General features: G+C 71.1%; 18 protein-coding genes and 1 tRNA gene. 7 read left to right on the forward strand and 12 right to left on the reverse strand.

All coding sequences use genetic code 11. The features are described from left to right. Positions 1–22 precede the first annotated feature (22 nt). Positions 23–1588, reverse strand: coding sequence for a TerD family protein (locus ELX43_RS07765; protein ID WP_164860608.1), 1566 nt, complete (start codon positions 1586–1588; stop codon positions 23–25). Between the two features lie 876 nt (positions 1589–2464). Continuing rightward, positions 2465–2989: a TetR/AcrR family transcriptional regulator gene (locus tag ELX43_RS07770; protein ID WP_241249830.1), complete on the reverse strand. Its 525-nt coding sequence runs from the start codon at positions 2987–2989 to the stop codon at positions 2465–2467. A 170-nt stretch (positions 2990–3159) separates the two neighbouring features. Between ELX43_RS07770 and ELX43_RS07775 the strand changes: the two genes are divergently transcribed. The 3 genes from ELX43_RS07775 (at position 3160) to ELX43_RS07785 (ending at position 6802) form a co-directional block, all read left to right on the forward strand. After that, a complete protein-coding gene (locus ELX43_RS07775; RefSeq protein WP_127782869.1) occupies positions 3160–4506 on the forward strand; it encodes an NtaA/DmoA family FMN-dependent monooxygenase in 1347 nt (448 codons plus the stop codon). A gap of 139 nt (positions 4507–4645) precedes the next feature. Next, entirely contained in the window at positions 4646–6031 is a 1386-nt protein-coding gene (locus ELX43_RS07780) for a DHA2 family efflux MFS transporter permease subunit (protein WP_127782870.1), read from the forward strand. Between the two features lie 24 nt (positions 6032–6055). Then, the gene (locus ELX43_RS07785) at positions 6056–6802 is read left to right on the forward strand and encodes an NAD(P)-binding domain-containing protein (RefSeq protein ID WP_127782871.1); all 747 of its coding nucleotides are present in this window, start codon (positions 6056–6058) and stop codon (positions 6800–6802) included. Here the strand turns inward: ELX43_RS07785 and ELX43_RS07790 are convergent. The 5 genes from ELX43_RS07790 to ELX43_RS07810 all read right to left on the reverse strand — a co-directional run bounded on the left by ELX43_RS07790 (position 6793) and on the right by ELX43_RS07810 (position 12545). Further along, on the reverse strand, positions 6793–7011 hold the full coding sequence (locus tag ELX43_RS07790) for a hypothetical protein (RefSeq protein ID WP_127782872.1): 219 nt from the start codon (positions 7009–7011) through the stop codon (positions 6793–6795). The genes ELX43_RS07785 and ELX43_RS07790 overlap by 10 nt on opposite strands. 152 nt (positions 7012–7163) lie before the next feature. Further along, positions 7164–7817 carry an EcsC family protein gene (locus tag ELX43_RS07795; RefSeq protein WP_164860609.1) on the reverse strand — a complete coding sequence of 218 codons (654 nt, stop codon included), beginning with the start codon at positions 7815–7817 and terminating at the stop codon, positions 7164–7166. Positions 7818–7887: 70 nt separating this feature from the next. Then, positions 7888–9990 carry a DUF262 domain-containing protein gene (locus ELX43_RS07800; protein WP_164860610.1) on the reverse strand — a complete coding sequence of 701 codons (2103 nt, stop codon included), beginning with the start codon at positions 9988–9990 and terminating at the stop codon, positions 7888–7890. 1605 nt (positions 9991–11595) lie between these two features. After that, a complete protein-coding gene (locus tag ELX43_RS07805; protein WP_127782875.1) occupies positions 11596–12018 on the reverse strand; it encodes a hypothetical protein in 423 nt (140 codons plus the stop codon). A 441-nt stretch (positions 12019–12459) separates the two neighbouring features. Continuing rightward, positions 12460–12545, reverse strand: a tRNA-Leu gene (locus ELX43_RS07810). 145 nt (positions 12546–12690) lie between these two features. Between ELX43_RS07810 and ELX43_RS07815 the strand changes: the two genes are divergently transcribed. Then, a complete protein-coding gene (locus tag ELX43_RS07815) occupies positions 12691–14043 on the forward strand; it encodes a M20/M25/M40 family metallo-hydrolase (RefSeq protein ID WP_127782876.1) in 1353 nt (450 codons plus the stop codon). A gap of 38 nt (positions 14044–14081) precedes the next feature. After that, on the forward strand, positions 14082–14882 hold the full coding sequence (locus ELX43_RS07820; RefSeq protein ID WP_127782877.1) for an SDR family oxidoreductase: 801 nt from the start codon (positions 14082–14084) through the stop codon (positions 14880–14882). Between the two features lies 1 nt (position 14883). Here the strand turns inward: ELX43_RS07820 and ELX43_RS07825 are convergent, their stop codons facing one another. The 5 genes from ELX43_RS07825 to ELX43_RS07845 all read right to left on the reverse strand — a co-directional run bounded on the left by ELX43_RS07825 (position 14884) and on the right by ELX43_RS07845 (position 19081). Next, positions 14884–15684, reverse strand: a complete 801-nt coding sequence (locus ELX43_RS07825; protein WP_127782878.1) for an ABC transporter — start codon at positions 15682–15684, stop codon at positions 14884–14886. Between the two features lie 23 nt (positions 15685–15707). Further along, on the reverse strand, positions 15708–16781 hold the full coding sequence (locus ELX43_RS07830) for a quinone-dependent dihydroorotate dehydrogenase (protein WP_127782879.1): 1074 nt from the start codon (positions 16779–16781) through the stop codon (positions 15708–15710). Between the two features lie 66 nt (positions 16782–16847). Continuing rightward, the gene (locus tag ELX43_RS07835) at positions 16848–17042 is read right to left on the reverse strand and encodes a DUF5703 family protein (RefSeq protein WP_127782880.1); all 195 of its coding nucleotides are present in this window, start codon (positions 17040–17042) and stop codon (positions 16848–16850) included. After that, on the reverse strand, positions 17039–18058 hold the full coding sequence (locus tag ELX43_RS07840; protein WP_127782881.1) for a hypothetical protein: 1020 nt from the start codon (positions 18056–18058) through the stop codon (positions 17039–17041). The genes ELX43_RS07835 and ELX43_RS07840 overlap by 4 nt, the downstream gene beginning before the upstream one ends. A gap of 96 nt (positions 18059–18154) precedes the next feature. Continuing rightward, complete coding sequence (locus ELX43_RS07845; RefSeq protein ID WP_127782882.1) at positions 18155–19081, reverse strand: aldo/keto reductase; 927 nt, start codon at positions 19079–19081, stop codon at positions 18155–18157. Between the two features lie 84 nt (positions 19082–19165). Here ELX43_RS07845 and ELX43_RS07850 point away from each other — a divergent pair, with 84 nt between their 5' ends. Together ELX43_RS07850 and ELX43_RS07855 are read left to right on the forward strand one after the other, a co-directional pair. Continuing rightward, positions 19166–20212 (forward strand): LLM class F420-dependent oxidoreductase, encoded by a 1047-nt coding sequence (locus ELX43_RS07850; protein ID WP_127782883.1) that lies wholly within the window; start codon positions 19166–19168, stop codon positions 20210–20212. Beyond that, positions 20209–21057, forward strand: a complete 849-nt coding sequence (locus ELX43_RS07855; RefSeq protein WP_127782884.1) for an undecaprenyl-diphosphate phosphatase — start codon at positions 20209–20211, stop codon at positions 21055–21057. Before ELX43_RS07850 ends, ELX43_RS07855 begins: the two co-directional genes overlap by 4 nt. Positions 21058–21111: the final 54 nt, after the last annotated feature.

The following is a 21111-nucleotide window of genomic DNA, read 5'->3' on the forward strand; positions in this document are numbered from 1 at the left end:
ACAGCCGGTGTAGGTGACTCAACTAGATCCGGGCGCCCTTGACTGCGTTGCAGGCCCGGCAGAGGAGCTGCAGGTTGGCCTCCGAGGTGGCGCCGCCCCGCGAGTACGGGATGACGTGGTCGTACTCGAGACAATTGGTGCTCTGGCACTGCACGCAGGCACCGCCGTCGCGCTGCCAGACCGCCGTTCGCACCAGCTGGGGGATCCGACGGGTGTCTTGCCCTGGGGCGAGCACGAGCCGCTGCGACAACCGCAGCGCCCCGGTCGCCATGGCGGCGGCGAGCTCCGCGTCGGGCACGTGGTAGAGGTACTCCCCCCGCACCAGGGTCGTGCTGACGACGAGGGTTCCACCGGAGGAATATGCACTGACGGCCCTCTGCCAGGGGTACGTGTGCCCGGAGACGCCGGTGAAGGTGACGCCCCCGCGCGTGATGACCAGGCGCCCCTGGTGATGGCGGGGGCCGCCGGCGTACATCCGGATGTAGGTGGCCTGATGAACGTCCAGGTGCACCATGTCGGCGCTGGCCAGGTGCAGACCAGCTGCTGAGATTCTGGGCAGGTCGCCCGCCTCTAGCCGGGACAGGTACTGACCGCGCACCATCCGCATCCGCAGGGAAGCCACCTCGGCATCACTGCCAACGCGCAGCTCGCCGACCCAGGCGTCGAACTGGTCCAGCTCACGGTCCTCGATGATCCCGTCGGCGAAGGCGATCCCCACCTGAGCCCGCAAGTGCGCCAGGGCGATCGGACGCAGGGCTCGACGCACCTCCGCAGGGTCGACCCCGGCACGGCCGATGTCTGCCCACAACGACCGCAGGTCCGTCGGCACCGCAGCCGGCAGGATCGCTGCCACCCGAGAGACCCACCCCGACACCTGCTGGCGGTCCCCCTCGACGCAGTGCTTGCACCGGTTGGCGTCGCGGCTCAGTGATATCCAGCGACTGTAGGGGCGTCTGCAACGGGGGCAGCAGCTTGGGTCGATGACCGGCGGCGGCTGCCCGAATCCCGGCGGCTGCGGGAGTGGTGGGGCGGGCGGGAGCGAACGCGACGCGTGGTCCGGGCGTGGCGCCGCCCATCTTGGCCCCGGCGGTCGTGGCACGGCAGGTGGCACGGGCGGCGGGTCCGGCGGTGCGTCGACCTCAAACCCGTAGTCGGTCACCAGGCCCTGCAGGCCGGTCGGGTAGCCCTGGCCAACGGCACGTACCTTCCACACCTCGCCCCGGCGGTAGAGCTCGAGCAGGACCAGCGCAGTCTCGCCGCCAGCCGGGTGCAGCTCGGCGTCCAGCACGACCTGGTGTTGACCCGTCGTCACGGTCACCACCACCGGAACAGCGGCGTCGAACGGCGCAGCGTCGCCGGATGCGGCGACCACCACCCGCGCATCGTGGTGGCGCGCCCTTGCGAGGTTCACCGCCAGCGCACTGACCCCCGGCGCCGGATCAGGAAGGCACGAAGCAATGCCGGCGGGGTGCTCGCGCTGGTTGAAGAACACGAGGTCAGAATCGGCACGGCGCTCGCCGGGCTGGCCGAGCACCAGCGCCACCAGATCGACCCCGCTGCCCCGCCGAAGTGGCTGGGTGACGGTCACCACTAGATCCGCCACGTTCAGCGTGGTGTTTTGCCCCGCCTGAATCCGCAACTACTCCCCATTCCTCACGCTCCCAGGTCGGGCACTACCCGCACCGTGGTGCGGCAGAGCCGATCGCGAAGTCGGGGAAGCGTACTCCGGCGAGCGGCTCCACGAGGAATGTCCGGGTCGCCCAGAGGGAACGAGCACCTGGTGACGCCCGGACATAGTCAGACTCGCCAATTACTTTGGGGGAAGCGGCCACGGCGAGCGACCGGGCACCGGCCCAGACACACAGATGCCTTGGTTTTCACATGCAGTGCCGCGGCCTCGCGAGAGAATCACGCTCGTCGTTTACCGGTAAGGGGGACCGTCGCCGGGGATTACCTACCGCAGGGTGGCGGCGCGAGGGCAGTTCGCTGTCGTCCCTGGTCGGTGGTGGATTGCGCAAACCTGGCGACGCTCCGAGAGCGGCAGCACAGAGAAACGCAGCGCTGAGCAGGGGCACGCTCGTCCAACCCGTCCTTCGCTCGCACGCGGCGCCGAGCGACGGCCTGCATCCGCCCGCCAACGATGTCGAGTCCAGTGAAGCCGCCATCCACCGCCTGCTGCCCACAGCCTTCACTGCCCGCCCACGTCGACTGCCCGTGTCCGCAGCTCGCCGACCACGTCGCAGAGGCTTGGACCCTGGTTGTGCCTGCCAGCTGACGACCTGCAGGTTGCGTTGGCGGCGGAGAGCTTTCGTGGGACCTCGAACGCCATCATCAAGCTCGACCGGCATCGGTACCGCCCGAGGCCTGGCGCGCACGTACCAGCTGCTGGCTCGGGGCAGGCGAGCTCGACGGCGCCCGCCCGCTGTCCGGGAACGCGGTGCCGCGCGCCCTACGAGGCGATCCGCTAAGTGGAGGAGGGCCGGGGGAGCTCCCAGCCGCCCCTCATCATGGCATTGAGGGCCGCGCTCGAGGACTCGTCGGCCATGGCCGCTCCGCCCACCCAGCTCGTCGCGAGCACGGCGAGGAACAGGTCCCTACCGCGTACCTCCGGCCGCGCGCCACCGTCCTGCTGCGCTGCGGCGAGGAACTCGTCGGTGGTCGTGACGAAGCCGTGGCAGGTGAGGGCCAGCGGGCTCGTGTCCTCGGACAGGGCCACCCGCAGCGGCTCTGGCAGTCCGTCGAACGCGGTGGCCCAGTTCCCGAGCGCCTCCAGCCACTGAGACAGGGCCTCGGTGGAGTCGTGCACCTCCGCGCGGATCGCCTCACGACGCGACACCAGCTCTTCCGCACGTGCTCTGAGCAGTGCGTCGAGCAGCGCTTCCCGGTTCGGGAAATGTCGGTAGAGGGTCCCGGCGCCCACGCCGGCCCGCTTGGCGATGGCGTCCAGGGATCCGGTGATCCCGTGCTCGGCGAAGTACTGCTCGGCCACGTCGAGGATGTGCGTCCTGTTCCGCTGGGCGTCCGTCCGGGGCCTGCGCTCGCGGGCTGCTGTCGCCTCGGACACGTCGGACCACCCCTCGTTGACAATGCGGAGACTGTCTCCGTATCTTCGGTGAAGTCAAGCGGAGACGCTCTCCACCTTATCGCAGAGGACCGATCATGCCCACCCCGCAGATGCTCCTGGCCATCCAGATGGCCAACGGCTACGGCTCCCAGCCCGGCTCCTGGCGCATGCCCGGAGTCGACCCGTCGAGCTACACCGACATGGACGTCTTCGCGCGGCACGTGCAGGTGGCGGAGCGGGGGAAGATCCAGCTGGTCTTCCTGGCCGACACGCCGGCGCTCGAGAACGACATCGAGCGGGGCGTGCCGAACCACGCCATCGACCCGCTGGTGGTCCTGACCACGATGGCGCGGGCCACCGAGCGCATCGGCCTGGTGGCGACGGCCTCCACGACGCTGAACGAGCCGTACACGATCGCCCGCCAGTTCAAGGCGCTGGACGTGGCCAGCCACGGTCGCGCCGGCTGGAACGCCGTCCCGACCTCGCTCCCAGCTGCGGCCGCGAACTACGGCGTGACGCTCCCGCCCCGCGCCGAGAAGTACGAACGCCTCCACGAGGTCATCCAGATCGTCCAGGCGCTGTGGGGGAGCTGGGGGCCCGACGCCTGGGTCCGTGACGTCGCCGGTCGGCGGTTCGCCGACACCAGCCAGATTCAGCCGGTGAACCTGCAGGGGCGTCACGTCTCCTCCCGCGGCCCGCTGCCCATCCCCCCGTCGGAGCAGGGGCAGCCGGTCGTCTTTCAGGCCGGTGGGGGAAGCAACGGGCTCGAGGTGGCCGCGCGCTACGCCAGCGGTGTGTACGCCAACCCGTTCACGATCGAGGAGGGCCGGGCGCACCGCGCGGCGCTGCGGGCGGCCGCCGAGAGCGTCGGCCGCGATCCCGACGAGGTCAAGCTGTTCGCCGGGTTCATGCCCAGCATCGCGCCGTCCCGGCGGGCCGCCCTGGACCGGCGCCGGCAGCTGGACGAGGTCGTCGACCTCGACCAGCGGGTGACCTATCTCGGCGCCATGCTCGGGCTGCGCCTGACGCCCAACCAGATCGACGAGCCGCTCACCCCGCAGCAGCTCGCCGCCGCGCGACCCAGCCCGGGGGACCCGCGCTCGCCGCACGCTCTGGAGGTCGCCCGCGAGGGCTGGACGCTGCGCGACGTCCTCGCCCACGGCGTCATCGACTACCACCCGGTCGTGCCCGGCACGGCCGCCGACGTCGCCGACCACATGCAGGAGTGGTTCGAGGCCGGGGCCTGCGACGGCTTCTCCCTGGCGATCGACGTCTACGCCGACGGAATCGAGGCCTTCGTCGACCAGGTCGTCCCGCTGCTCCAGGAGCGGGGCCTGTTCCACCACGACTACGAGGGCGCCACCCTGCGCGACCACCTCGGCGCTCCCGCCCAGTACGGACTGGATCCGCGACTCGCCGGAGCGGCGCACGCGTCGAGCTGACCCGGCTCCACCAAGAAGGACGGAGACACATCGCGTGGACATCCAGGAATCACCGGCACCTGCCCTCGCAGCGCCCGCACCGCAGACCCACCCCGGCGACCGGCTCCCCCCGGGGAGCGCTCTCGTCATCGGCCTGCTCATGGCCTCGACGTTCACCGTCCTGCTCAACGAGATGATGCTCGGGGTCGCGCTGCCGACCCTGATCACTGACCTCGGCATCACCCCCACCACCGGTCAGTGGCTGACCACCGGCTACCTGCTGACGCTGGCGGTGCTCATCCCGGCCACCGGGTTCGTGATGCGGCGGTGGCACCTGCGCACGATCTTCCTGGGCGCGATGTCGCTGTTCACGGTGGGGACGGCGATAGCTGCCGTCGCTCCGGGATTCGGCGTCCTGTTCGCCGGCCGGATCATCCAGGCGGCTGGTACCGCCGTCTTCCTTCCTCTGCTGATGACCACCGCCATGCGTCTGGTCCCCGTCGCCCGGCGCGGCGCGGTGATGGCGATCGTCACGGCCGTGCCGGCCGTGGCGCCGGCGGTCGGCCCCGCGTTGTCGGGAGTGGTGCTGTCGGCGCTGAGCTGGCGGTGGCTCTTCATCCTCATGCTGCCGGTCGCCGTTCTCGCGCTGGGGCTCGGGGCGCTCAAGCTCCGGAACATCACCACCCCTGAGCCCGTCACTCTCGACGTGCTGTCCCTGGTGCTCTCCGCCGTCGGCTTCGGCGCACTGCTCTACGGGCTGGCGTCGATCGGCGAGTCGGTCTCGGGTCACGCACCCGTCGCCCCTTACGTCCCGATCGCGGTGGGGCTGGCCGGCATCGCGGCCTTCGTCCTGCGCCAAGTCACCCTGCAGCGGTCGAGCAACGCCCTGCTGGACATGCGCGTCTTCCGGTCGCGCTCGTTCACGCTAGCGCTGCTGGTGATGCTCGTGATCGCGATGATCGGCTTCGGCAGCCTGATCGTGCTGCCCTTGATCCTGACCAGCGTCCTCGGCCTGAGCACGCTGTCCCTCGGCCTGTTCCTGGTGCCGGGCGGTGCGGCCATCTCGCTCGTCTCGGCCCTGGGCGGGCGCGTGTACGACCGCGTCGGCCCCCGACCACTGGCGATTCCCGGCGCGCTCGTCTGGACGGCATCGCTGTGGTTCCTCAGCACCGTGGACGAGGACACCGCCGTCGGGACGGCCCTGGTGGCCTACCTGGTCATGTCCGCTTCCCAGGCCCTGATGTGGGCGCCGATGACGACGACGGCGCTGGCGGGGTTGCGCGCCGATCTCTACCCGCACGGCACCGCGGCCTTCACGACGATCCAGCAGCTTGCCGGTGCCGCGGGCGGGGCCGTGCTGATCTCCGCTTACACCATCGGCTCCGACGCCGCGGGCGCCGGCACGCTGACCCTCGCCCAGGCCGAGTCCGCGGGACAGGCCGCCTTCGTCACCGCGGCAGTCATCGGCCTCGGCGCGGTCGTCGGCACCCTCTTCGTGGGCCGGTCGTCGGTGCCCGCCGAGGCGACCGCTCCTGACCTGACCTGAATCACCACATCACAGGAGCACACCATGCAGATCGGCATCCTCGGCGTCGGCAACGTCGGCGCCACCCTGGCGCAACGACTCACCGCTGCCGGGCACGAGGTGAAGGTGGCCAACTCCCGCGGTCCGGAGACCATCCCGGCCGAGGTGACTGCCTCGGGAGGACGGGCCGTCCGCGCGCACGACGCCGTTTCCGACGTCGAGGCACTGATTGTGTCCATCCCGCTCATCCGCATCCCGGACATCCGGCCGCTCGTGGACCAGCTGCCGGCCGGCGCCGTCCTGCTCGACACCTCGAACTACTACCCGTTCCGCGAAGGCCGCATCCCCGCCCTCGATGAGGGACAGGTGGAGAGCGTGTGGGTCGGCGAGCAGCTCGGCCGCCCCGTCGTCAAGGCGTGGAACGCCATCCTCTCGGGCTCGTTCGCCACCAAGCACACGGCTGCCGGCACCCCCGGCCGGATCGCGATCCCCGTCGCCGCGGATGCGGAGGCCGACCGGGCGCTGGGCATGGCACTGGTCGAGGACACCGGCTTCGATGGCTTCGACGCCGGCAGCCTGGCGGACTCGTGGCGCCAGCAGCCCGGCGCGCCGGCCTACTGCACCGACCTCACCCGCGACGAGCTGTCCGCCGCCCTGGCAGCAGCCGCTCCCGGCCGTGCGCCGAAGCGGCGAGACCTGGCCATCACCGTGATCTCCGAGCTCATTGCCGACGACCCGACCGGCCGGGGGAACGACTTCCTCCTGTCAGTCGCCCGGTTGATCTACCCCTGACCCGGACCGAGCCCGGACAAGCCGGGACGCAGGCGGTGCGCGGAGGACCCGTTGGTGCGCGCCCCGCCACGCCGGGGCTCGGTCAGTACCGCGCCGACGATGCTCTCGGTCTCTGTGGCGATGAGGGTCGCATCGTCGGGGAGCGGCTGACCGTCGGCGAGCTCGAGGTAGTACTCCGCGCTGAAGGGACCAACACTAAGCGCGCTCATGGCCCGGTAGTGCGGGTAGGCGGACGAGCCGCCGGGGGTGAGGTCGTCACACCGCTCCTTGATGCCACTGGCGCTCTGCTCTGCGATGCCAGACGCCGCCCGAGGCAAGCGGAACCACGCGGGCAAGCGGAGAAGGGGTGCGGTCCACTGCCTTAGACCAATCCTGCGGACGGGCTGGATACGGGCGTGAACGTCGACTTGGAGTACCTGCCAATGCTGCGCATGGTGGCGACGTTCACCGCAGAGCCCACGCCGCCGCCGGCCAGCGGAATCCACTTCACGAGGTTGATTGCGCCCTTGGTCCCGAACTTGGTGAACAGGCGGTAGCCCACCTTCTTGTTGATCTCGATGAGGATCGTGCCGGGCAGCTTGTTCAACGCGGCCATGGCGGTCTTGTTCGCCACGTTGATGCCTATGTCAGCCAGCACCGCCGACCCTGCCGACCCCAACAGACTGAGCAGCACGGCGCTGCGCACCTCCTCGGAGGTCACGTCGTAACCACGGAGGTGGGCGATGCCCGCTGAACACCTCGCCGCGTAGGCGTACAGCAGGGTGATGTCCGCGGGGATGGTCACAGGCATGGTGAACGCGCCTCCGACCCCGGTGGCGAAGCCGGTCGCTCCGACGAGCCGCATGTGGGTGGCGATGAGGCGGTCGATGGCCTTCTCCACTTCGCCGTGGTGGGCGAGGCTCTCCTCGGCGATCTCGCGAGCGCTCGACAGCGGCCCTATACCGTCGATGCCGATCGAGATGACCTTGTTGATGACCACCATCCCGGTGGACGCAGGTGCCATTGGGCTCGTCATGTTGTCTCCTGGCTGAGGTTTGTCGGTCATCTAGCGGGGTTCTTGGTCGTCTGGGGTTGGAGACAGACGGTCAGGGCTTCTTGACCGCACCGCGGTAGCCGTTCCGTGTTCCAGGCTCGACACCTGGCAGCGTCATCCGCCCGTTGGCAGGGAAGAGACGCGCGCTGATCGCTCCTGCTGACGGGGGCTTGTCGGCGTACTCCGGCGACGGCCTCCGGGCGATCTCCGAAATGGTCAAGAAGTCACCGGTTTCGAGCTCGGTGAAGACGTGGGCAATGTGCTTGGCGATGTCTCCGCGCCTCGTGCTGGGGGACTCGGCGTCGCGTGGCCGGGCCGGTGTGGCGTCGTTGCCCTCCCGGTCGGGGCGGAGGTCCCGGTCGGTGTCTGATAGGGGCTTGAGCTGGCTCTCGGTCGGCTCGGGCCGTTCCCAGAGGTCGATGGCCAGCGTCGCGAGATAGCGGGAGCGGGCCTCGATGGCTGAGGTGGTCCACGCCTCGGGCAGCGTTCGATTCAAGGTGAGCGCCGAGTGCTCGAGCAGGTGGCGGCGCTTGGAAGCCCAGCTGCCGTTCGACAATGTCGCGTTCAGCGACCCGGTGACGAGCGTCAGGTTGCCGATGGTGTGCAGCAGCTCTGCGCGACGCCCGCGCTCGTGCTCGGTGTCATCGAGCGCGGCGGGAAGCGCCCAGTGCTCCTCCCAGTGCTGAGGGAGCAGGTGCTCGACCGACAGCTTCCTGCTCGGAGGCACTGGCTCGGTCCTCGCGGTGCGCGCAGTCATCTCGAGGGCCAGCAGGACGCGCTGAAGCCGGTCGCGCTTGAGCAACCGGTACAGCGGCAGTGTCGTCAGGCTCCGGGTGACTTCGTCGTCGGCTGGCCACATCCCGGAGTCGGAGCCCTGTTCAGCGAGGTAGCTGGTCACGACCGCTCCGGCTGGTCCGGCTCCCGTGCCGAGCCGGCGAAGCAGTTCGAGGAACATGCGGTTGTAGTTCTTGGTGGTGAGGCGGGCGAGGCTGCGCCGCACCACGTAGGACTCCAAGGACTGCACCGCGCGTGCCCGCTCGACTCCCTCGGTGTTCGCGAACAGCCAGAGGAGCAGGGGGGTCATCGTCGTGGTGTCGACGATCTCCATGCGCTCCAGCCGCTGCTGGTCCAGGTCGTCGCCGGCGTGGCCGTTATCGAGCTCCTCGTAGACCACGGCGTAGCGGGTGACCTCCCGCAGCAGCTCCTCGGCGCGGTCCGGGTCGTTGCCCACGTGGGCGCGGACGGCGGGGAAGAGCTGGTGCGCCTGCACCTCGCGCTGCAGGAATACGGTGAGGAAGTATCCCATGAACGCGTCCAGCCGCGGCCGCAGCAACCTGCCCTGCCGCACCTGCTGCTGCCAGCCCTTGGTCTCCAGCGGCGCCCAGTACTTCTCGTACAGGTCCTCCACCGGCCGGTCGTGGTCCTGCAGAGTGCGGAAGAGGAGGTTCTTGATCAGGTCGGACGCGCGCAGCGGGGTGCCCCGCGCGTTCAGAGTCTCGAAGATCACCTGCGCGTTGTCGTCCTTGCCGAGGTCGATGAGGACGACCTCGAGCTGGGTGAGCAGGACGTTGCTGACGGCAGTCAGCTCGGCCGCCCCTGCCTCGGCGTCGAGGCCCGCGACCAGCTGCTCCGCTGCTGTCCGGAACCAGGTGTAGGCACCGACGATCCCGGTCACGGTGTCGGAGTACGGCGTCGTCAGGTGCTGGCCGGTCATCACCGACCGGTAGCCGAACCGGTCGACGTTGGTCGGCCACAGACGGAAGTGTTCCTCGGGGCGTTCGACGAGATCGGGGTCGTTGACGAGGAGCTTGGTGAGCCGCTTCGCCATCTGCGCGTCGTGCAGGCCGTGGGTGCTGAAGCTATCCCGCACAGCGGCGATCAGCAGCTGCAGCGTCGTGAGTCGCTGCTGCCCGTCGATGACCTCGCGCACCTCGAGGCCGCCATGCGCGGTGCGCTTGACCTCCAGGACGACGGCGCCCATGAAGTGCGGGACGGTGTCGCCGTCCGCGGCGCGGTCCTTCGTGGCCAGGACGTCCTCCCACAGGGGCAGCCACTGGCTGTCGCGTGTCCAGACGTACGGCCGTTGAAACAGGGGCACCACCAGACGGAGATCGGAGTGGAAGACCCTGGCGAGGTCGCGGGGGTGTGCTTCCACCGTCGGCGCTCCTTCTGTAGTGGCGGTCTTGCGGGTGCGGCGAGGGTCAGGACTGCAGCGCGGCGCGGCAGTGGTTCTCCTCGAGCAAGAGGTCGGGCGCGGGCGGAGACAGGCCAGCGGATGCCGATCTTGGTGGGGTGATGACCGAACTCGAGGTCCAGGTCCACCTGTAGCCACCCACGATCTGTTGCCGCTGCATCACACCGCGCTGGGGGAGGGGGGCGGTGACGGCAGGGGCGCCGACGCCGGCGGAGTTCTCGTGTCCGATGAGGATCCGAGACTGCCCGCCGGCGGAGCCGGGGCGGCCCACCCGACGATGGCCGGCTTGCGATCGGCGTAGGTGGTGCCGGAGCCGCGGCCGGGCTGCGGAACCACCTTCGGCTTGCCGCCGACGTAGATGTTGAGGCCGCGAGCGGGTCCCGGCCCGGGGGCGGGCGAAGGAAAATGGACCCATGGGCAAGCCTCTCTCACAGCGGTAGTGCGTCGAGTCTTGTGGTGCCGTGAGCGGCTACCCATGTCGTCGCACGGGGAAGAGTACGGGGAATGTGTTGTGCGCATACGTCTTTCGGAGAATCTCGTCGACCCTCGGGAATCTCGTGGTTGGCGTCCCCGTGTGGTCAAACTCGTTTCGCCCTCCCGATGGTGTCAGCGGCGGAGTTCTGACGGTGCCGCGCTGCCGTGTATGGCTGAGGCTCCTCACGAGGCCGCTGTCGCCCAGCGGCGGGGTGGGTCGCAAAACCGCCGGGTGAAGGGACTGCTGGGCCGTCCCCTCCGCCCTCGCATCCGGCTGCGGGACGATGCTGGGGCGAGTGCCTTACAGCTCCGGTGACTCCTTCTCCACGGGCTGAGCAGCACGTTCGCCTGCTCGATTGTCATGGGGTCGCTCGGGTGAGGGTTGGCATGGCGGTGCGAGCGCGCTACCGCTTCTCTCCGCGGACCTGCGGTGATGGTCAACGGGGGTCGGCGTACTAGGACCTGTTGGGCTGGACGGGGACAGTCATGAGGGTTCACCGGGGAGCGGCGGACGGTCGCAGCAAGGCCTGCACGTCCTGCTGACCCCAGGCCTGCGGCAGGCCGGTAGGTACCCGCACCGGGCGCGAGAGCAGCGCCAGAACGGGTGGAGGCCGCCCGAGGGACAGGGACGGGAACACTGCGGGCCGGTGTGGGGCGGGTGACAGCCTTGCTGCGACCGGCGGGGGGAATCGGGTTCGGCATGCGAGCACCGGTGTCGTCACCGCAGGGCAGCGCGATGCCCGCATCCGCCGTCAGTGAGCCGGAGGGCGGTAGGGGTGTCTGACCTGCATGTTCGTCAGCGCGGTTCCCCGAGGTGCGCTCCGTGTGCGCAGGCCTCGGCGCAGCGGGGCGAACCTGGACGTCCCGGCGAGGGAACTGCGGCGGCCTGGTGGGTTGGCGCGCGAAGGGGATTGACGCCGGCAACGGAGGCTCGAGGAGGTCGTGACGGCTGTCTCACATGAGGCACCGTCACTGAACCAAACTATCTATCGGACACGGGCACGTTGCCAATCTCGGGGGCAGTCGGGGTGCGCCGTCGTCCGGTGCCCGATCGGCTGGTGAGACTGCGGTTAGACCGGGGGAAACGGGGGTTCAGGCGGGCGGCAGCCGAAGAGCGGCGGTGTAGTCCTTGCCGTCCTTGCGGTGGGAAGCAAACGACCGCAGCCCAGTGAAGTCGCCGCGGCAGATCTCTGCGGCCAGCCGGTGAGCGAGGACGGCGCCGCGGAGCGTGCCCGGCGTGAAGGTTGGACACACGGCGTCGAGGTCCGCTGCCAGTCGGTCGTGATGAGCAGCGGCGACGTCGAGGCCACCGCCGGAGGAGAAGGTGACGATCGCCGCGAGCCGTAGCTGGTTCTGGAGGATCTGAACTCCTGCGTCCTCACGGTCTCCGGTGAGCCGGTCCAGGACAAGCTCGCTGAGCGCGAGCGTCCGTGCCCAGGCGAGGCCTGTGCTGTTCTCGTCCCCGGCATACCTGTCGACCATCCCGGTGATCCGCAGCTGTCGTGGGTCGGTCATCTCGGCCTCCAGTTCGTGGTGCGGCCAGGGCCTCTGGAGTTCCCCCAAGCGGCGGCAACAGCCGGAGGCCTGACGTGATGGGCTTGCTCAGCGCAGGCGGCCGCCCTGGTGGCCACCGGTCGGCGATCACCGTCATCCAGCGACTGCGGAGAGTGCATGCCAGCACCTTTGCACACTGCTTGGCCACGGACGCTCATCGTCACCGGCATCGCCGCCCACGATCAGCTGCTTCAGCCGCACATCCGCTTCAACCAGGCTTTGCGCGCGCCAAAGCGACGTGCCAAGGACAGATGATGAGCTGGAGCTCGTTGTCGTCGGCGACCCTGCGCAGGCCGCAGCTCGCCGGAGGTGCAGTCCATCGCCGGACGCTCACCTCTGAGGAAGACGACCTAGACGCAAGAAAGCCCCGGCCGTGGAGACCGGGGCTGTTCGTGTTCTGGGTGTCCGAGGGGGGACTTGAACCCCCACGCCCGTTAATAGGGCACTAGCACCTCAAGCTAGCGCGTCTGCCATTCCGCCACTCGGACATGCGCACAGCAGCATGCTTGCCTGCGCTGGGCTAGGTTAGCCGACGCGGTGTGCGCTTCCCAAACCGGGTGGTCAGCGGGTGACGACCTTGCGCCGTCCCGGTCCGAAGGCCCTGTGGCACCACCCGAGTGGTAGGAAGACCCGGTGGCCCCCAGTGATGACACGAGCACCGAGTCCAGGGCTGAGGCTGAGGTCGTCGAGCTCACCAGCCAGCTGATCCGCATCGACACCACCAACACCGGCGACCCCGCCACCGTGGTGGGCGAGGAGGAGGCCGCCCGCTGGGTGATCGCCCAGCTGGAGGAGGTCGGCTACGAGACCACCTACGTGGAGTCGGGCATGCCCGGCCGCGCCAACGTCTTCTGCCGGCTGCCCGGCGCCGACCCCGCCCGCGGCGCCCTGCTCATGCACGGCCACCTCGACGTCGTGCCCGCCGAGCCCGGCGAGTGGTCGGTGCACCCCTTCTCCGGCGCGGTCAAGGACGGCTACGTCTGGGGCCGGGGCGCGGTGGACATGAAGGACATGGTGGCCATGACGCTGGCCGTCGCCCGCCAGTTCAAGGCCGAGGGCGTGGTTCCCCCGCGCGACGTCGTCTTCGCCTTCCTGGCCGACGAGGAGGCCGGCGGCAAGTGGGGCTCGCACTGGCTGGTGGAGCACCGCCCCGACCTGTTCGCCGGCGTCACCGAGGCCGTGGGCGAGGTGGGCGGCTTCTCCCTCACCGTGGCCCGCCCCGACGGTGCCGAGCGCCGCCTGTACCTGCTGGAGACCGCGGAGAAGGGCATCGCCTGGATGCGGCTGCGCGCCACCGCCACCCCCGGCCACGGGTCCTTCCTGCACTCCGACAACGCCGTCACCCGGCTGGCCGAGGCCGTCGCCAGGCTGGGCAACCACACCTTCCCGCTGGTGATGACCGACAGCGTCCGCGAGTTCCTCACCGCCACGGGGGAGGAGACCGGCCTGGACTTCGACCCCGACTCACCGGACCTGGACGGCACCCTGGCCAAGCTGGGCTCCATCGCCCGCATCGTCGGGGCCACCCTGCGCGACACCGCCAACCCCACCATGCTGCAGGCCGGCTACAAGGCCAACGTCATCCCGGCCACCGCCGAGGCTGTGGTGGACTGCCGCGTCCTGCCCGGCCGCCGCGCCGCCTTCGAGGCCGAGGTGGACGCCCTGCTCGGGCCGGACATCGAGCGCGAGTGGGTGACCGCGCTGGAGCCCTACGAGACCACCTTCGACGGCGAGCTGGTGGACGCCATGAACGCCGCCCTGCTCGCCCACGACCCGCACGCCCGGCTGGTGCCCTACATGCTCTCCGGCGGCACCGACGCCAAGGCCTTCGACAAGCTGGGCATCCGCTGCTTCGGCTTTGCCCCGCTGCAGCTGCCCCCCGAGCTGGACTTCGCCGCGCTGTTCCACGGCATCGACGAGCGGGTTCCGGTGTCTGCCCTGAAGTTCGGCACCCGCGTGCTCGACCAGTTCCTCCGCACCTGCTGACCATCCCCACCTGCTGAGCCACCCCCTTGAGGAGTCCGATGGATGTCGCCGGCAAGACCGTCCTGATCACCGGCGGGGCCTCCGGCTTCGGCGCCACCGCCGCCCGCCGGCTGGCGACCCAGGGCGCGCAGGTGGCCCTGGTCGACCGCAGTGCCGACGCCGTCACCGCCCTGGCCGAGGAGCTCGGCGGCCTGGCCGTCGTCGGCGACGTCAGCGACCCGGACACCGCCAGCCGGATGGTGGCCGAGACCGAGGAGCGCTTCGGCCGCCTCGACGTGGCGTTCCTCAACGCCGGGGTGATCGGCGGCCAGTCCGCCTGCGACGACACCTTCGACCTGGCCCGCTACCGGGCGGTGGTCGGGGTGAACCTGGACGCCGTGGTCTTCGGCACCTGCGCCGTGGTGCCCGCGCTGCGCCGCGCCGGAGGGGGACAGGTGGTGGCCACCGCCTCGCTGGCCGGCCTGGTGGCCATCCCGGGCGACCCGGTGTACACGCTCACCAAGCACGCGGTGGTGGGCTACGTCCGCTCGGTGGGTGCGCAGCTGGCGGGGGACGGCATCGCCGTCAACGCGATCTGCCCGGGTTTCGCCGACACCCCGCTCATCGCCGGGCAGCGCTCCGCCTTCACCGACGCCGGCTTCCCGCTGCTCACCGCCGATGACGTGGTGGACACCGTCGAGGCGGTGCTGGCCAGCGGGCAGAGCGCGCAGTGCTGGTACATCCAGCCCGGGCGCACCAGCGAGCCGTTCCGCTTCCGCAACGTGCCCGGCCCGCGCGCCGGCGCCACCACCGCCGCCGCCCCGCCGGACGACGTCATGCGGTCAGCCCACGGAGGCTGAGCTACTGGTTGATGATCTGCGGGTTGGGCCCAGCGCCCTTGCGCCGCAGCAGGCTGTTGGGCACCCGGTTGGCCAGCTCGCCCAGCGGCTCCACGGCCCGGTTGAGCACCAGCACCGACTGCTGCAGGTCCTTGAGCACGTCGCCCAGGTGCAGCAGCTGGTCCAGGGTGCCGCCGTCGGCGGTGAGCTTCTCCACGAAGCCGTCCTCGGCGAGCAGCCGGTCGGCCAGCCCCTGCTCGCGCAGCAGCAGCTCCAGCAGCCCGTTCTCGTGGGTGATGCGGTCGAGCGCGCCGTTCTCGGCCAGCAGCCGGTCCAGCGGGCCGCCGGGGGACAGCAGCAGCTCCAGCGCACCGCCGGTCTGGGTGATGCGGTCGAGCGCGCCGCCCTCCACCAGCAGCCGGTCCAGCGGTCCACCGGGGGCCAGCACCCGCTCCAGCGCGCCCCCCTCGGCCAGCAGCCGGTCCATCGGCCCGCCGCGGCTGGCGAAGCGCTCCAGCACGCCCTCCTCGATGATCCGCTCCAGCGGCCCGCCCGGGGCGATGGCCTTGCCCAGCGGACGGTCTTCCTCCAGCGCCTCCGCCAGCTTGGTCAGCGCGCTCAGCGGACCCTGGGGGTCCTGCAGCACCCGCGCCAGCTGCTCGGCCACCCCGCCCGCGCCGAACACCGCGGTCACCTGGTCGGCGTAGCCGCCCTTGCGGCGCAGCGGTCCCTCGGCGGCGGCCAGCTGGCCGAGGCCGAGCGTCACCTGGGTGGCGGCGACGGTGACACGAACAGGCAGCGTGACGAGGCCGAGGAGGTTCATGAGGGCACCCTAGACCGGAAAGCTCACACTCGAGCGGCGCTGCCCACAGCCTGCTCGATGCTGGTGAAGCCCTCGCGCCGCAGGATCCGCGCCAGGCCCTTGTGGATGCGGCGGGCGTAGAACGGCCCGCCGTAGACGAAGCCGCTGTAGCCCTGCACCAGGCTGGCGCCGGCGGCGATGCGCTCCCAGGCGTCCTCGGCGGTCTCGATGCCGCCGACGGAGATGAGCACCAGCTCCTGGCCCACCCGGCCGTGCAGCCGCCGGAGCACCTCCACCGACCGCGCGGCCACCGGGGCGCCGGAGATCCCGCCCGCGCCGATCGCCTCCACGGTGGTGGCCGGCGTGCGCAGCCCGGCGCGGGAGACGGTGGTGTTGGTAGCCACGATGCCGGCCACGCCCAGCTCCACGGCCAGGTCGGCGATCGCGTCCACGTCGGCGTCGGAGAGGTCCGGCGCGATCTTCACCAGCACGGGGATGGACACGGTGTCCTGCACGGCGCGCAGCAGCGGCCGAAGCGACTCCACCGCCTGCAGGTCGCGCAGCCCCGGGGTGTTGGGGGAGCTGACGTTGACCACCAGGTAGTCGGCCAGCGGCGCGAGCAGCCGGGCGCTCTGCACGTAGTCGTCGGCAGCCTCGGCGGCGGGGACCACCTTGGTCTTGCCGATGTTCACCCCGACGGGCAGGTGGGTGCGGCGGCGGCGCAGCGCGTCAGCCGCAGCGCCCGCGCCGTGGTTGTTGAAGCCCATCCGGTTGACCACCGCACGGTCGTCGACCAGCCGGAACATGCGCGGCTTGGGGTTGCCCGGCTGCGCGTGGGCGGTGACGGTGCCCACCTCCACGCTCCCGAATCCCAGTGCTTCCCAGGCGTCCACCCCGGTGGCGTCCTTGTCGAAGCCGGCGGCCAGGCCGAGCGGCGCAGGGAAGTCGATGCCCAGGACGGTGCTGCGCAGCGCGGGGTCGCGCACCGTGAACACCCGGGCCAGCAGCCACCGCAGCGGCGGAAGGGCAGTGACCAGGCGGAGCAGGCCGAAGGCCAGGGTGTGGGCCTTCTCGGGGTCCAGCCGACGCAGCAGCAGGCTGAACAGCAGGCGGTACACGGTTCTCCTCGGGTGGTCAGTGCGGCGCCGAGCGCGGTGGTGGGAACGAGTGGCGCAAGGCAGAGGCTAGGTGCTGGGCGCCGGCAGCTGCTGGCCGGTCTTGCGTCGACGCAGGATCACCCGGCGGCTGCCGTCGGAGTACAGCCGCACGCGGGAGAGCTCCCAGCCGCCGAACTCCGCCTGGATGGACAGCTGCATGGTGGCCGTGACCCGGGAGACGCCCGGGGGCAGGCGCAGCGGGTGGTACTCGTACTCGATCACCGGGTGCCTCCTCCGGGGACGACTCGCTGCAGACCACCACCTGAGGCGGAGGCGACGAGCACCGCGCCGCTCGCGGAGTCCACCGCAACAGTCTCAGGCTGGGCCACGGTGTCAAGCCGGTACCGCTCCACCGGCTCGCCGCCGCCCATCGCGTAGCCCACCACCTGGTTGCGGCCGGTGACCGTGACCCACGCGAGGTCGGTGGTGGGGTCGTAGGCCACGGCGTAGGGCTGGTTGGCGACCGGGAACCGCTGCCGCATCAGCAGCGGGTCGGCGGTGAACACCATCAGCTGGCCCAGCTCCACGTCCACCACCAGCATTCGCCCGTAGCGGTCGGTGGTGCCGTTCACCGCACCCTGCCCGGCGCGCAGGCTGGTGCCGAGGTCGCCGTCGTCGAGGTTCACCTGGGTCACCGAGGTCTGCTTGCGGTCCAGCGCCACCAGCGTGCCGTCCGCGTAGCTCAGCGCCGCGACGTCGGCCAGGCCGGCGATGGTCTTGGTGACGGTGTCGTCGGCGCCGAGCACCAGCACCTCGCCCTCGGCGGTGCCCACCACGGTGGTCTGGTCGTCGATCTGCAGCGCGGCCTGCGGGGTGCCGGGCAGGGTCACCGTCGTCACGTCACCGCTGCGCTGGTCCACCCGCAGCAGGGCGCCGGGCACGGAGACCAGGAAGGGCCCGCCGGGCTTGCTCAACGACACCTGGGCGGCGCGGGCCGGCAGGGCGACGGTGCGGGCGACGCCGGCGGGGTTCTCCGAGCTGCGCAGCAGCAGCCGGTCGGGGCCCTCCACCTGCACGGCCAGCACGTGGGTGCTGGGGTCGACGGCCATCCCCCGCGCGGGGGCGCCCAGCACGGTGACGGTGCCGGCGGGAGACGCGGTGGGTGCCGTGGTGGCGGGCACGGCCGGTTCGCGCACGTTCTCCGGCGTGCTGCTGTCGCTGGAGCAGCCGGTGGCGAGCAGGGCCACCGCCGTGAGCAGGGCAGCGGCGCCCGCCGCAGCCCGTCGTGAGCCGACCATTACAGAACTCCCATGCTTGACGACGCGGTGTGTCCGCCCTGTCAGTGTGCCCTCGGCGTGGGTGCCCAGTGCCCTCGGCCTGGGTGCCCCGTCCCCTCAGCCGGAGCTGACGTCGTCCAGGGCTGCGCGGATGGCGGTGGGCAGGATCACGTCGCGCTCGGCGAGCACGCCGGTGAGCTGAGCGGCGGTGCGGGCGCCCACGATGGCGCTGGCCACGCCCGGCTGCTCGCGCACCCAGGCCAGCGCCACCGCCAGCGGTGAGACGCCCAGCCCCTCGGCCGCAGTGACCACCGCCTCCACCACCCGGGCAGCGTCCTCCCCGCGGTGCGCAGCCAGCCCGGCGGCCAGGTGCGCGCTCGCGCCCCGCGAGTCGGCGGGCACCCCGGTGCGGTACTTGCCGGTGAGCACCCCGCGGGCCAGCGGCACCGCGGCCAGCAGGCCCAGCCCGTGGTGGCGGGCGGCGGGCAGCAGCTCGCGCTCCGGCGTGCGGTCCAGCAGCGAGTACTCCGTCTGCACCGCCACCACCCCGCTGCGCTGGCCCTGCGACACGGCGGTGGCCAGCTGCCAGCCCGCGTGGTCGCGCAGCCCGGCGTACCGGGTGCGACCGGTGCTCACCGCGTGCTCGAGGGTGTCCACCACCTCCGACACCGGCGTGTGCGGGTCCCAGCTGCTCACCTGCCACAGGTCCAGGTGGTCGGTGCCCAGCTCGCTCAGCGTCTCGTCCAGCTGGCTCAGCAGCGCCCGCCGAGAGCAGTCCACCAGGCCCCCGGGGTGCAGCCCGGAGGCGGCGCTGAGCACCACCGCCGAGCGGGGCACCAGGTCGCCGATCAGCTCACCGACCACCCGCTGGGCCGCGCCGCCGGCGTAGGCGGGGGAGACGTCCACCAGCGTGCCGCCGGCGTCCACGAAGGCCACCAGCTGTGCGGCGGCCTCGTCGGAGCTGGTGTCCCGGCCCCACGTCAGGGTGCCCAGGCCGGTCTGGGACACCCGCAGTCCACTGGCTCCTACTGATGTCTGCTCCACAGCACAGGAACCCTAGGCCGCACCGGCACCGTTGCCGGCCAGGCTCGCCGCCCCCTGCACTACCTACCGGTAACCTGCCGCACCATGCGACTGGGACTGAACATGGGCTACTGGGGCGCGGGCAACGACGCGTCCAACCTCAAGCTGGCGATCGAGGCGGAGCGGCTGGGCTTCTCCGTGGTGTGGGCGGCCGAGGCCTACGGGTCCGACGCCCCCACGGTGCTGTCCTGGGTGGCGGCGCAGACCTCCACCATCGACATCGGCAGCGCCGTCATGCAGATCCCCGCGCGCACCCCCGCCATGACGGCGATGACCGCGGCGACCCTGGACACCCTCTCCGGCGGCCGCTTCCGCCTGGGCCTGGGCGTCTCCGGCCCGCAGGTCTCCGAGGGCTGGCACGGCGTGCGCTTCGGCAAGCCGCTGGGCCGCACCCGCGAGTACGTGGAGGTGGTGCGCCAGGCACTCTCCGGCGAGCGCGTGCGCCACGACGGCGAGCACTACCAGCTTCCGCTGCCCGACGGCCCGGGCAAGGCCCTGCAGCTCACCGTGCACGGCGCCCGCAAGGACCTGCCCGTGTACCTGGCCTCCGTCGGGCCCCGCAACTTGGAGCTGACCGGCGAGATCGCCGACGGCTGGCTGGGCATCTTCTGCTCGCCCAAGCACCTGCCCAAGCACCTCGCGCACATCCAGGCCGGCCGCACCAAGGCGGGCAAGACCGGGCTGGAGGGCTTCGACGTCGCCCCGTCCATGCCCATCGTCCCGGGCGCCGACTGGCGCAGGTGCGCCGACTTCACCCGCCCGTACACCGCGCTGTACGTCGGGGGCATGGGCAGCCGGGAGAAGAACTTCTACAACGCCCTGGCCGTGTCCATGGGCTACGCCGACGCCGCCAAGCAGGTGCAGGACGCCTACCTGGACCGGCGCTACGACGAGGCCATGGCGGCGCTGCCGCTGGAGCTGCTCGACGAGATCGCGCTGCTGGGCACCAAGGAGCGCATCGCGGAGCGGTTGACGGCGCTGGCCGAGGCCGGGGTCACCACCGTCAACCTCGCGTGCCCGCCCGGCGAGGACGGCTTCGCCGCGCTGCGCACCGCCGCCGAGGCGCTGGAGCTGGCAGGCCTCGGCGAATGATCCTGGACATGACCTGGCTCCAGGCGATGGTCCTGGGGCTGGTGCAGGGGCTCACCGAGTTCCTGCCCATCTCGTCCTCGGCGCACCTGCGCATCGTCTCCGGGGTCTTCTTCGGCCACGACACTGGCGCCTCCTTCACGGCGGTGACGCAGCTGGGCACCGAGGCGGCGGTGCTGCTGTACTTCGCCCGCGACATCGGCCGGCTCGTCGTCGCCTGGTTCCGCGGCTTCCGGGAGCCGGCCGTCCGCAAGACGCTGGACTACCGGATGGCCTGGTACGTCATCGTCGGCACCATTCCGGTGGGCATCCTGGGCCTGCTGTTCAAGGACCAGGTGCGCTCCGGGGCGCGCAACCTCTACCTCATCGCCACCATGCTCATCGTGTTCGGCCTGGTGATGGCCGCGGCGGAGTACTTCGGCTCCAAGCGGCGCACCGTCAAGGAGCTCACGCTGCGCGACGGCATCGTGATGGGCTCGGCGCAGGCGCTGGCGCTCATCCCCGGCGTGTCGCGCTCCGGCGGCACCATCAGCGCGGGGCTGTTCCTGGGCCTCACCCGCGAGGCGGCGGCCCGGTACTCGTTCCTGCTCGCCATCCCCGCGGTGGTCGCGTCCGGGCTGTTCAGCCTGCCCGACGCCTTCGAGCCGGCCGAGGAGGGACTGCTGCAGGCCAGCGGGCCCCAGCTGCTGGTGGCCACCCTGGTCGCCTTCGCCGTCGGCTACGCCTCCATCGCCTGGCTGCTGCGCTACGTGGCCAACCACACCATCTACCTGTTCGTGGGCTACCGCATCGCCCTGGGCGTGCTGGTGCTGGTGCTGCTGACCACCACCGGGCTGCAGGCCACCTGAGCGCGGAAAGCTGTCCGCTCAGGGTGAACTGGTGCACTGCCTGCTCACCGGCGG

This window comes from Rhodococcus sp. X156 (assembly GCF_004006015.1).
Classification (GTDB): Bacteria; Actinomycetota; Actinomycetes; order Mycobacteriales; family Mycobacteriaceae; genus X156.